The sequence below is a fragment of the Burkholderia sp. GW821-FHT14F03 genome (genome assembly GCF_058803765.1).
Map to the genome: position 1 here is coordinate 105,532 of NZ_JBXAPG010000019.1, position 11,778 is coordinate 117,309.

Consider the following 11,778-nt stretch of genomic DNA (forward strand, 5'->3'; position numbering starts at 1 on the left):
TTGCGGAATATTTTTCCGAGGACAAGGGAATCATATGTGATTTTTCAATGCGCCCGAAACTTGTAACCTAACGCGGCACTGAGCGAGGAATTGCCGCTGTCATGGCCAACGCAAACGAGGACGTTGTGAAACGAGGCGCAAGAAACGAAATCACGACGATGAAACGGCCAAGCGGCCGGGCAATGGCGAAACAGACCGGCCCGCAGCGGGCGGGCGCGCGGCTTCCGGGGCCGCGCGCCTGAGCGGGCGGTCGCAGGGCCGGTGCGCCGGAATTGCTTCTGCGATGAATGCCAATCGTGCCGCGCATGGGTTGCGATAAAAGCACGCTGGAAAGCGAATAACGCGGAATGGGTCTTTTCCGTGCCGATGCCGTTCGTCGTGGTTCATCAAATTCACCGAGGCTTTCCATGGGAAAGAATATCGATTTCATTTATTGGCCCGCCTCCACCCGGAACGGCGGGATTCGGGAACATATCGCCGCGGCCTCGGCGGGCGGATTCACCAGCATGGCGATCGCGGCCGATACCTATTTCGACGCGCGCGCTGCCGGGCTGTCGGTGCGCGACATGAAAGCGCTGGCCGGGGACGCCGGCATCGAGATCCGCCACTTCGACACGGTCACCGACTGGGCGCCCGTGCGGTTCCCGGAATTCCTGACCGGGCAGTTGAAGCGCCGCTTCGATGTCGCGCTCGATACCTGCCTGGAGATCTGCGAGGCGTTCGAGCTGAAAACGATCCTGGCCTTTCCGGGCTTCAAGGCGGGCGAGGTGGACGAGGCGATCCTGGTCGAGGGGTTCGCGCGTCTGTGCGATCGCGTCGCGCCGATGGACATCCTGGTTCAGCTGGAGTTTTCCCCGATCTTCGGCCTGCGCGACATCGCGCAGGCGTACGCGATCGTCGCGGCGGCGAATCGCGGCAATGCGAGCCTGTTGCTCGATACCTGGCACTTCCTGAAGGGCAATCCGGATTTCGATCTCCTGGAAAAGATTCCCGCGCAGCTGCTGCGGGGTGTGCAGGTGGCGGACGGCTTGACCCACTTCAAGGGCGGCGATCTGTTCGACGAAACCATCAATAACCGGAAGTTCGTCGGCGAGGGCGATTTGCCGCTCAAGAAGGTGCTCTCGATCCTGAAGGCGCGCGGCGCGCTCGACATGGTCGGCCCGGAGGTCTTTTCCGCCGACGCGGATGTGCTGTCGCCCGAGGCGGCCGGCCGTCGCGACGGCGTCACGACGAAACGGCTGTGCCTGGCGCTGGGCATCGCGTTGTGAGCGGGCGCGAGGGCCGCGGCGCGGATGCGCCGTGAATATTTGTGCAATGAACGGAGGGCCGCACTCATGGAAATTTCAACCGGGATCAAAAGAGAACGAAGCGACGCATCCAGTCTCGCGCTCATCGCGATGGCGATGACCTCGTTCGGCGTCGGCACGACCGAGACCATCGTGACCGGGCTGCTGCCCAGCATCGCGCGGGATCTGTCGGTGAGCCTGTCGAGCGCGGGCTTCCTGGTCAGCGCCTATGCCTGGGTGGTCGCGATCTCCGCTCCCACCTTGACGGCGCTGACGCTGCGTTTCTCGAAGAAGAACCTGCTGTTGCTGCTGCTGCTGATCTTCGTCGTGGCGCACGTCGTCTCCGCGCTGTCCGACAGCTACGAGGTGCTGCTGATCTCGCGCAGCATCGCGGCGGCGGTGCATGGCGTGTCGATGGGGATCGGCGTGGTGGTGTCGGCGCATCTGGTCGATGAAAGCCGCAGGGCGCAGGCGGTGGGCGTGATGCTGTCCGGCATCACGCTCGCCAACGTGGTGGGGGTGCCGCTGGGGACGTTCCTCGGCAACTTCTTCTCGGACTGGCATGCGCCGTTCTGGGCGATCGCGGCGTGGGGCGCGATCTCGATGCTGGCGCTGTGGAAGACCTTGCCCGATGACGTGAACCTGCACGTGACCTCGGTCGCGAAGGAGATGGCGGTTTTCAAGGACTACAAGATGATCATCTCCTATGCGGCGATGATCGTCGGCTTCGGCAGCACCTTCGTGGGCTTCACCTACATCGCGCCGATCCTGGAGGACATCTCGCGGTTCTCGCCGTCCAGCGTGACGTGGATCCTGCTGGTCTTCGGCGCGGGCCTGAGCCTGGGGAACGTGGTGGGCGCCAAATATTCGGACAAATGGCCGCTGCATACGGCGTTCGTCAGCCTGATATGCCTCGTGGTCCTCATGGGTTCGGTGCATCTCGTCTATACGGTGAAGTGGGCGGTGGTCGCGTACGTGTTTCTGTGGGGCGCGGCCTCCTATGCGTTCGTGCCCGCGCTGATCGTGAGAATCCTGACCCGGGCGGGGGATGCACCGAACCTCGCGTCCGCGATGAACGTCTCCGCGTTCAACGCCGGGATCGGCGGCGGCGCGCTGATCGGCAGCCTGGTGGTCAAGAGCGGCGCCCACGGCGTGGCCTTGACGCCCGCGGCGGGGGCGCTCGTGGCGGCCGCGGCGATCGTGCTGCTGTACGGGTCCGTCAAGGCCGGGCGGGATTGAACGGCGGCCTGAGGCGGCCGTGTGTGCGGGGCTTCTGCGAGGAGGCGGGATGGGATCGATGCTGGCGGGCAGGACGGCGATCATCACGGGCGCCAGTGCGGGAATCGGCCGCGAGGCGGCGAAGCTGTTCGCGCGGGAGGGGGCGGGGCTGGTGCTGGTCGCGCGCCGCGCCGAACAGCTGGCCGTGCTGGTCGACGAGATCGGCCGCGAAGGCGGGGTGGCCGTCGCGATGGCGGGCGACGTGAAGGACGAGCGTTGCGCGCAGCAGGCGGTCGAACTGGCGGTGGAGCGCTTCGGCGGGCTGGATATCGGCTTCAACAACGCGGCGACGATGGGCGTCATGGGAGCCGTGACGGAACTCGCGGCGGACGACTGGCGCGAGACGATCGAGACCAATCTGACCGGCGCGTTTTTCGCCGCGAAGCACCAGATTCCGGCGCTGCTGGCGAGCTGGCGCGGGTCGCTGATCTTCACCTCGTCGTTCGTCGGTCACTCGGTGGGGTTTCCGGGCATGGCGGCTTACGCGGCCAGCAAGGCCGCGCTCGTCGGCCTGGTGCGGACGCTGGCCGCCGAATTCAGTCCGCGCGGCTTGCGCGTGAACGCGCTGATGCCGGGCGGCACCGACACCGAGATGATCCGGGGCTCGGCCGCGAGCACCGCCGAACAGCGCGCGGGCATCGAGCAGATCCATGCGCTCAAGCGCATGGCGAATGCCGAGGAGATCGCGAAATCGGCGCTGTATCTCGCGTCGGATCTGTCGAGCTTCGTCACGGGCGCCACGCTGTTCGTGGATGGCGGCGTGTCGACCACGCGGACCTGAGCGCCGGCGGGGCGGGCTCGCGTGCGTGCCCGATCCGTCCCGCCGCTGGGCGCGATACGAGGGCCGGACTGCCGGGTAACGCTGATACAGGTATTGAAACTACCAGCCAACTCACTGTTTTTATTCGGTTTTTTCTTGCGGAGAGCGTGAATCGACGGGTTCTGCGTGGCATAATCGATCGCATCCGAACGGCTTGCAGCCACAACTACCCCGCATACCCATGGCACAGACTCTCTACGACAAATTGTGGAATTCGCACGTCGTCCATACCGAGGAAGACGGCACGACCCTGCTCTACATCGATCGCCAGCTGCTGCATGAAGTCACGAGTCCGCAGGCGTTCGAGGGGCTGAAGCTCGCGCAGCGTCCGGTATGGCGGCTCAGCGCGAACCTCGCGGTGTCAGACCACAACGTGCCCACCACGGATCGCAGCCACGGCATCGCCGATCCGATCTCGAAGCTGCAGGTCGATACGCTCGACCAGAACTGCGACAGCTACGGCATCACCCAATTCAAGATGAACGACGTGCGCCAGGGCATCGTGCACATCATCGGGCCGGAGCAGGGCGCGACGCTGCCCGGCATGACGATCGTCTGCGGCGATTCGCACACGTCGACGCACGGCGCGTTCGGCGCGCTCGCGCACGGGATCGGCACCTCCGAGGTCGAGCACGTGCTCGCCACCCAGACACTGCTGCAGAAGAAGAGCAGGAACATGCTGGTGAAGGTCGAGGGCCAGCTGCCGCGCGGCTGCACCGCGAAGGACATCGTGCTCGCGATCATCGGCAGGATCGGCACCGCGGGCGGCACCGGCTATGCGATCGAATTCGGCGGCTCGACGATCCGCGCGCTGTCGATGGAAGGGCGGATGACGGTCTGCAACATGGCGATCGAGGCGGGCGCGCGCGCCGGCATGGTCGCCGTCGACGACATCACGATCGACTACCTGAAGGGCCGCCCGTTCTCGCCGCAGGGCGTGGAATGGGATCAGGCGACGGGCTACTGGCGCACCTTCCGCTCGGACGACGGCGCGCACTTCGACCGCGTGGTCGAACTGAACGCGGCCGAGATCGTCCCGCAGGTCACCTGGGGCACGTCGCCGGAGATGGTCACGTCGATCGACGGGCGCGTGCCCGATCCGGAGCGCGAGAAGGATCCGGTCAAGCGCGATGCGATCGAGCGCGCGCTCAGCTACATGGCGCTCGAGCCGAACACGCCGATCGAGTCGATCCAGGTCGACAAGATCTTCATCGGTTCGTGCACCAACGCGCGCATCGAGGATATCCGCGCGGCCGCGTACGTCGTGAAGAAGCTCAACCGCCGGGTCGCGCCGAACGTGCGCCTCGCGATGGTGGTGCCGGGCTCGGGCCTCGTGAAGGCGCAGGCCGAGCGCGAGGGGCTCGACAAGGTGTTCATCGAGGCGGGCTTCGAATGGCGCGAGCCGGGCTGCTCGATGTGCCTCGCGATGAATGCCGACCGGCTGGAGCCGGGCGAGCGCTGCGCGTCGACGTCGAACCGCAATTTCGAGGGGCGTCAGGGCGCGGGCGGCCGCACCCACCTCGTGAGCCCGGCGATGGCCGCCGCGGCCGCGATCGAGGGCCACTTCGTCGATGTCCGCAGGCTGGGGTGAGCGCATGAAGGCAAGCAGATTCGGTCTCGCCGCGCTCGCGGGTCTCCTGTTCGCGCTGGCTGGCTGCAACACGGTCGCCGGCGTCGGCGAGGACCTGAGCGCGGCGGGCCACGCGATCAAGAAGGCGGCCGACTGACGTCGCGCCGCCGCCCCCATTCGGCTTTGCCGGCCCGCGCGGCCGGCGTCCAACCAGGTTGACGGATCATGGAAAAATTCACTGTGCATACCGGCGTCGTGGCGCCGCTCGATCGCGAGAACGTCGACACCGACGCGATCATCCCGAAGCAGTTCCTGAAGTCGATCAAGCGCACGGGCTTCGGTCCGAACGCGTTCGACGAGTGGCGCTACCTGGACCACGGCGAGCCCGGCCAGGACAATTCGACGCGCCCGCTGAACCCCGACTTCGTGCTGAACCAGCCGCGCTACCAGGGCGCGTCGGTGCTGCTCGCGCGCAAGAACTTCGGCTGCGGCAGCTCGCGCGAGCATGCGCCGTGGGCGCTGCAGCAGTACGGCTTCCGCGCGATCATCGCGCCGAGCTTCGCGGACATCTTCTTCAACAACTGCTTCAAGAACGGCCTGTTGCCGATCGCGCTGAGCGAGCAGCAGGTCGATCACCTGTTCAACGACACCTATGCGTTCGGCGGCTACCAGCTGACGATCGACCTCGACGCGCAGGTGGTGCGCGCGCCGGACGGCCGCGAGTATGCGTTCGAGGTCACCGCGTTCCGCAAGTACTGCCTGCTGAACGGCTTCGACGACATCGGCCTCACGCTGCGCCATTCGGACAGGATCCGCCAGTTCGAGGCGGAGCGGCTCGCGAAGCAGCCGTGGCTGAACCACCGCCTGATCGGCTGAGCCGGCGGCGTCGCACAGATATCCCTCATCCATCCAGGAAATTCGCATGAAGATTGCAGTGTTGCCCGGCGACGGGATCGGTCCCGAGATCGTCAAGGAAGCGGTGAAGGTGCTGAACGCGCTCGACGAGCGCTTCGAGCTCGAAGAGGCGCCCGTCGGCGGCGCGGGTTATGCGGCGAGCGGCCATCCGCTGCCGGAGGCCACGCTCAAGCTCGCGAAGGAAGCCGATGCGATCCTGTTCGGCGCGGTCGGCGACTGGAAGTACGACACGCTCGAGCGCGCGTTGCGCCCGGAGCAGGCGATCCTCGGGCTGCGCAAGCATCTCGAGCTGTTCGCGAACTTCCGCCCGGCGATCTGCTATCCGCAGCTCGTCGACGCCTCGCCGCTGAAGCCGGAACTGGTCGCGGGCCTCGACCTCCTGATCGTGCGCGAGCTGAACGGCGACATCTACTTCGGCCAGCCGCGCGGCGTGCGCGCGGCGCCGGACGGCCCGTTCGAGGGCGCGCGCGAGGGCTTCGACACGATGCGTTATTCGGAGCCGGAAGTGCGCCGCATCGCGCACGTCGCGTTCCAGGCCGCGCGCAAGCGCCAGAAGAAGCTGCTGTCGGTCGACAAGGCGAACGTGCTCGAGACCTCGCAGTTCTGGCGCGATGTCATGACCGACGTGGCGAAGGAGTACGCGGACGTCGAGCTGTCGCACATGTACGTCGACAACGCGGCGATGCAGCTCGCGAAGGCGCCCAAGCAGTTCGACGTGATCGTCACCGGCAACATGTTCGGCGACATCCTGTCCGACGAGGCGTCGATGCTGACGGGCTCGATCGGCATGCTGCCGTCGGCGTCGCTCGACAAGAACAACAAGGGCTTGTACGAGCCCTCGCACGGTTCGGCGCCGGACATCGCGGGCAAGGGCATCGCGAATCCGCTCGCGACGATCCTGTCGCTCGCGATGCTGCTGCGCTACTCGCTGAACCGCGCCGAGCAGGCCGACCGGGTCGAGCAGGCCGTGCGCAAGGTGCTGGAGCAGGGTTACCGGACGGGCGATATCGCGACGCCGGGCGGCACGCGGGTCGGCACGGCCGAGATGGGCGATGCGGTGCGCGCCGCGCTGTAACGGAACGAAGCAGGCGGCCGCCGCGGCCGCGCGGCGCGCCGGCCGGGCCTGAAAACAGGGTCTGGTCGGTTCCACGCGGCCGTTGTGCGGCCAGTTAGGTTTGTGTAGACTCAAGCGATGACGCGATTTTCCCTGATCTCCCCGGTCTTGAAACTCCACGGCGATACGGCCCGTGCGGGTGTGCGCGTCATCGTCATCAGCAAAACCATCACCACGAAAACGATCATTAAACGCTGATCGTCCGTCGTGCCCGCCTGTTTCCCCGCGCGGTCACGCGGGGACGGAAAATGGCGGGGAAGCTCCAGTCAAAGGGTTAGTCATGAACGTAGGTCTCGTAGGTTGGCGCGGCATGGTCGGCAGCGTGCTCATGCAGCGCATGCAGGAAGAAGGCGATTTCGACCTGATCGAACCGGTGTTTTTCAGCACCAGCAACACGGGCGGCAAAGCCCCGTCGTTCGCCAAAAACGAGACTACGCTGAAAGACGCGACCGACATCGACGCGCTGCGCAAGTGCGACGTCGTGATCACCTGCCAGGGCGGCGACTACACCAACGAGGTGTTCCCGAAGCTGCGCGCGGCGGGCTGGAACGGCTACTGGATCGATGCGGCGTCGGCGCTGCGGATGAAGGACGATGCGGTGATCATCCTCGATCCGGTCAATCTCGACGTGATCAAGGACGCGCTCGTCAAGGGCACGAAGAACTTCGTCGGCGGCAACTGCACGGTCAGCCTGATGCTGATGGCGCTGGGCGGCCTGTTCCGCGGGAACCTGGTCGACTGGACGACGGTGATGAGCTACCAGGCGGCATCGGGCGCGGGCGCGAAGAACATGCGCGAGCTGCTCGCGCAGATGGGCGCGCTGCATGGCGCGGTGGCGGCGCAGCTCGCCGATCCGGCGTCGGCGATCCTCGACATCGATCGCCGCGTGCTGGCCACGATGAACAGCGATGCGATGCCGACGAGCGAGTTCGGCGTGCCGCTCGCGGGCTCGCTGATCCCGTGGATCGACAAGGATCTCGGCAACGGCATGTCGAAGGAAGAGTGGAAGGGCGGGGCGGAAACCAACAAGATCCTCGGCAAGCCGGCCGTGGGCGAGCCGGGCTCGATCCCGGTCGACGGCCTGTGCGTGCGGATCGGCGCGATGCGCTGCCATTCGCAGGCGCTGACGATCAAGCTGAAGAAAGACGTGCCGCTCGACGAGATCAACGGCATCCTCGCGTCGGCGAACGACTGGGTGAAGGTCGTGCCGAACGAGCGCGAGGCGACGATGCGCGACCTGTCGCCGGCCCGGGTGACGGGCGGGCTGACCGTGCCGGTCGGCCGCCTGCGCAAGCTGGCGATGGGCGGCGAATACCTGTCCGCGTTCACGGTCGGCGATCAGCTGCTGTGGGGCGCGGCCGAGCCGCTGCGCCGCATGCTGCGCATCCTGCTCGACAAGTAAGCCTGCCGCGCATGGTCCGGCCCACTGGCCGGGCCGCCGACGCAAACGCGCCGCGCCGGCCGTGACAGAGTCACGGTCCGGCGCGGCGCGTTTTTCATGCGCGCGTCAGCGCATGTTGATCAGCGTCTGGTCGACTGCCTGCTGGGTCTTGATGGTCTGCGCGTTGGCCTGGTAGTTGCGCTGCGCGGTGATCAGGTTCACCAGTTCGCTCGTCAGGTTGACGTTCGATTCTTCGAGCGAGCTGCCGCGCAGCGTGCCGTGGTTGGTGCTGCCCGGCGCGGAGATCTGCGGCACGCCCGATGCCGCGGTCTCGATGTACTGGTTGCCGCCGATGCTCACGAGCCCGTTCGGATTGTTGAAGTTCGCGATCGCGACCTGGCCGAGCGTCGTCGTCCGGCCGTTCGAGTAGTTGCCCGTCAGCATGCCGTCCGCGCCGATCGTGAAGTTCGTCAGCGAACCGCTCGCGAACCCGTCCTGCGCGAGGTTGTTGACGCCGTTCTTGCCGCCGTACTGGGTCGTGCCCGTCAGGTTCAGCGTCAGGTTCTGCGGGTTCGCGCCGCCCGTCGTGTTCGGGATCGTGAATGCGAACTGGCCGAGGCTCGGGGTCGGCGCGGGCGGGGTGCCCGTGGTCGTGCCGGTGATCTGGCCCGACGTGTTGAAGGTAATGGTGCCGAGGTTGGTCGGCGTTTGCCCGTCCACGCCCGCATACGCCTGCCAGGTGCCGGCCGGCGCCGCGCTCTTGACGAAGTACATGTTGACCGCTTGCGCGCCGCCCAGCGTGTCGTACACCTGGACCGAGGTGTTGTAGTTGAAGGACGTGCGGGTGGCCGGATTGAACGGCGTCGTGGTCGGCAGCGCATCCTGCGAGTTCAGGTTGAACTGCGCGTTGATGTTGCTGGTCGCCTGCGGCGCGATGTTGGTGGTCGGCGCCCGCAGCGGCACGGTGGCCGACGTGTTGATCACGCCGTTCGCATCGGCCTGGTAGCCTTTCAGGTTCATCTTCTGCGAATTGATGATGTAGCCCTTCTCGTCGCGCGAGAACGTGCCGTCGCGCGAGTAGGTGGTCACGCCGTTGTTCGACATCTGGAAGAAGCCGTTGCCGTTGATCGCGACGTTCAGCGTCGAGTTGCTCGACGTGATGTTGCCCTGCGTGAATTGCTGCTGCACCCCCGCCGTCATCGTGCCGATGCCGATCTGGTTGTTGACCGCCGAGGCGATCGAGTTCGCATACATGTCGGCGAACAGTGCGCGGCTGGCCTTGAAGCCGACCGTGTTCGCGTTCGCGATGTTGTTGCCGATGGTGTCGAGGCTGGTCGACGCCCCTGCCAAGCCGCTTAAGCCTTGCTGATAGCCCATGTTCGGTCCCCGTGACGAGCTGGTGGATCAATGCAGTCATGCGACTGCGTGGTGAAAAACGCCTGGTATCTCGTGACGTCGATGCGCGCCACCGCGTGCCGGTCATTTGCAATGGTGATGGCTGGAATGCGCCGATCCTTGTTTGAATCCGATCGTAGCGACGATTAATCGTTAAATTGTGTAAATTTGTGTAATGCGGATGGATTGTAGTTGAAAGATTGTTCTCGGGAAGATGCAGGTTTGCTCTGGTAGGCTTGAAAGCCTTGCTGGGCGGGGCTTTGGTAGGAGGAATGCCCAATCCTTCGAATAGAGAGGGGAACTGGCCTCTTATCATTCGATTGAAATTCAATTCAGTGGGATGCGGCTTTGGCCGGATTGATTTTTTTAGTTTGGGCCAGAATTTTATTAACGGCGGGCGCGTCGAATTATTGACCCCCGCCAGGCTGTTTTATTGAGCCTGCGCGGTTGTTTCGAGGCGCGGCTGGCGCGGCGGCGGGAGGTCCGGCGCGTGTCCCGGACGGGACTTCGCTTCGCGACATCCGTAGGCGCAGGACGCGGCGTGCGATGTTTTGGGCGAGATTGCCGGCGGGTAAAGTAAACTGTGCGCTTACGACGCGTAGACAACCCCAAAAGCGTCGCGTGCCGCGCGATGCTTTTTCTATTTGTGCTCCGAATTTTGTGCTCTTCCAAATGTGACCCAGAGCCGCGCCAGCGCGCGGCGATCGAACCGATGACGTCTCGACTCCGTTTCCCCGCCGGCCGCGGTGCGATCGCGCTGGCCGTTGCCGCGCTGACGGCCGCGTTCGCCGCTTACGCGGCGCCTGACGCGGGCCATGCCGGCGCCGCGCCGTTGACGGTCACCGTCACCGCCGGACAATCGCTGAACGACATCGCCGTCGCCGTGACGCAGTCGCGCGATCCCGGCGTATTGGCCCGTACCGGGCGTGCGCTGTTCGACGCGAATCCGCAAGCCTTCATGAAACATGATCCGAGCCGGTTGCGGATCGGCGCGACGCTTACGGTGCCGCCGCTCGATGCGACCGGCGCCGTCGTTGCGCACGGCGCGTCGGGGGCTGCCGGTGTCGCGCCGAGTGTCGGCGCGAGCGCGCCGGCGCTCGCCTCGCATGCGCCGGGCGCGTCCACGCCGGGCGTATCCACGCCGGGCGCGTCCACTGCCGCCGGCACGTCGGCGCCGACGCCGGGCGGCGCGTCGGCCGCCGTCGCGCGAGGCGCGTCCGCGCCGGATTTGGCCGTGCCGAGCGTACCGGGTTCGGCCGCGCTGGCGTCCGGCGCATCGATTCCGGCTGGCGCCGCTTCGGGCCCGGTCCCTGGCGCGTCCGCGCCGCTTGCGGCGCCGGCCCAGGCCACGGGTGGGGAGAGCGGGCCGCATGTCTGGGCGGGCTCGATCCAGGCCGCGCCGGTCGGGGCCAGCGAGGCGGGCGCCCACGCGAATGCCGCGTCGCCCGCGGCGGATGCCGTGCGCGGTGGGGCTGCCCTGAATGGCGCGGAGGCCGCACAGGCCCGGCCGTCCAGTTTGCAGCAGTTGCTGGCGCTGAAGAATCGCGTGTTGATGGAGTTGCAGAAGCATGGGATCGGCAAGCCCGCGCCCGACGCGGCGGCGGTCGCGCCGCGCGACGCGACCGCGCCGGCGGTGAAGCCGGCAGCGCCCGCCGACATGGATTCGGCCTCGGGCGCTGCCGGGCTGCCGGCGGCGGCCGCGAGCGGCGTAGCTGCGGCGTCTGCGCCCGCGCCGGCCCCGCTGGCCGCGCAACCGGTCGCCGCGCCTGCTGCGCCGTTCAACACGGGCGCGGCGATCGCGGTCGGGGCGGCGGTTGCGGCGCTGATCGTCGGATTTGCGCTGCGCCGTCGCAAGAAGCCGGAGGAGCCGGTCGAGGACGACCGCGATCAGTCGGATTCCGAGGCGGCGCGCGGCCTTGCCGCGCCGCCGGCGTCCACCGCACCGGCGTCCACCGCACCGGCGTCCACCGCACCGGCGTCCACCGCACCGGCGTCCACCGCACCGGCGTCCACCGCACC

10 protein-coding genes are annotated in these 11,778 nt (G+C 66.7%); 9 read left to right on the forward strand and 1 reads right to left on the reverse strand.

What is annotated here, in order from left to right:
• Positions 1-407: 407 nt before the first annotated feature.
• From AC1RQF_RS15260 to asd, 8 genes are all read left to right on the forward strand, one after another.
• Complete coding sequence (locus AC1RQF_RS15260; protein WP_492872378.1) at positions 408-1,268, forward strand: sugar phosphate isomerase/epimerase family protein; 861 nt, start codon at positions 408-410, stop codon at positions 1,266-1,268.
• 66 nt (positions 1,269-1,334) lie between these two features.
• Positions 1,335-2,525, forward strand: a complete 1,191-nt coding sequence (locus tag AC1RQF_RS15265; protein ID WP_492872379.1) for an MFS transporter — start codon at positions 1,335-1,337, stop codon at positions 2,523-2,525.
• 49 nt (positions 2,526-2,574) lie between these two features.
• Positions 2,575-3,345: an SDR family oxidoreductase gene (locus AC1RQF_RS15270; protein ID WP_273996470.1), complete on the forward strand. Its 771-nt coding sequence runs from the start codon at positions 2,575-2,577 to the stop codon at positions 3,343-3,345.
• Between the two features lie 220 nt (positions 3,346-3,565).
• Positions 3,566-4,975, forward strand: a complete 1,410-nt coding sequence (leuC, locus tag AC1RQF_RS15275) for a 3-isopropylmalate dehydratase large subunit (protein WP_273996469.1) — start codon at positions 3,566-3,568, stop codon at positions 4,973-4,975.
• A 4-nt stretch (positions 4,976-4,979) separates the two neighbouring features.
• Positions 4,980-5,111, forward strand: coding sequence for an entericidin A/B family lipoprotein (locus AC1RQF_RS15280; RefSeq protein ID WP_273996468.1), 132 nt, complete (start codon positions 4,980-4,982; stop codon positions 5,109-5,111).
• A 68-nt stretch (positions 5,112-5,179) separates the two neighbouring features.
• Positions 5,180-5,830 (forward strand): 3-isopropylmalate dehydratase small subunit, encoded by a 651-nt coding sequence (gene leuD / locus AC1RQF_RS15285; RefSeq protein WP_492872380.1) that lies wholly within the window; start codon positions 5,180-5,182, stop codon positions 5,828-5,830.
• 46 nt (positions 5,831-5,876) lie between these two features.
• Positions 5,877-6,944: a 3-isopropylmalate dehydrogenase gene (gene leuB / locus AC1RQF_RS15290; protein WP_273996466.1), complete on the forward strand. Its 1,068-nt coding sequence runs from the start codon at positions 5,877-5,879 to the stop codon at positions 6,942-6,944.
• A 319-nt stretch (positions 6,945-7,263) separates the two neighbouring features.
• The gene (asd, locus tag AC1RQF_RS15295) at positions 7,264-8,385 is read left to right on the forward strand and encodes an aspartate-semialdehyde dehydrogenase (protein ID WP_273996465.1); all 1,122 of its coding nucleotides are present in this window, start codon (positions 7,264-7,266) and stop codon (positions 8,383-8,385) included.
• 105 nt (positions 8,386-8,490) lie between these two features.
• On the opposite strand, the gene flgE is transcribed toward asd, so the two are convergent.
• Positions 8,491-9,741, reverse strand: coding sequence for a flagellar hook protein FlgE (gene flgE / locus AC1RQF_RS15300; RefSeq protein WP_492872381.1), 1,251 nt, complete (start codon positions 9,739-9,741; stop codon positions 8,491-8,493).
• 601 nt (positions 9,742-10,342) lie between these two features.
• On the opposite strand from flgE, the gene AC1RQF_RS15305 reads away from it, so the two are divergent.
• Positions 10,343-11,778: type IV pilus assembly protein FimV (locus AC1RQF_RS15305; protein ID WP_492872382.1), on the forward strand; the 1,436-nt coding region annotated here is incomplete at its 3' end.

What these genes read in the sequence shown, in the direction of transcription:
- asd (WP_273996465.1), top strand. Translation starts at nt 7,264, where the DNA reads ATGAACGTAGGTCTCGTAGGTTGGCGCGGCATGGTCGGCAGCGTGCTC.
- AC1RQF_RS15270 (WP_273996470.1), top strand. Translation starts at nt 2,575, where the DNA reads ATGGGATCGATGCTGGCGGGCAGGACGGCGATCATCACGGGCGCCAGT.
- leuB (WP_273996466.1), top strand. Translation starts at nt 5,877, where the DNA reads ATGAAGATTGCAGTGTTGCCCGGCGACGGGATCGGTCCCGAGATCGTC.
- leuC (WP_273996469.1), top strand. Translation starts at nt 3,566, where the DNA reads ATGGCACAGACTCTCTACGACAAATTGTGGAATTCGCACGTCGTCCAT.
- AC1RQF_RS15265 (WP_492872379.1), top strand. Translation starts at nt 1,335, where the DNA reads ATGGAAATTTCAACCGGGATCAAAAGAGAACGAAGCGACGCATCCAGT.
- AC1RQF_RS15280 (WP_273996468.1), top strand. Translation starts at nt 4,980, where the DNA reads ATGAAGGCAAGCAGATTCGGTCTCGCCGCGCTCGCGGGTCTCCTGTTC.
- leuD (WP_492872380.1), top strand. Translation starts at nt 5,180, where the DNA reads ATGGAAAAATTCACTGTGCATACCGGCGTCGTGGCGCCGCTCGATCGC.
- flgE (WP_492872381.1), bottom strand. Translation starts at nt 9,741, where the DNA reads ATGGGCTATCAGCAAGGCTTAAGCGGCTTGGCAGGGGCGTCGACCAGC.
- AC1RQF_RS15260 (WP_492872378.1), top strand. Translation starts at nt 408, where the DNA reads ATGGGAAAGAATATCGATTTCATTTATTGGCCCGCCTCCACCCGGAAC.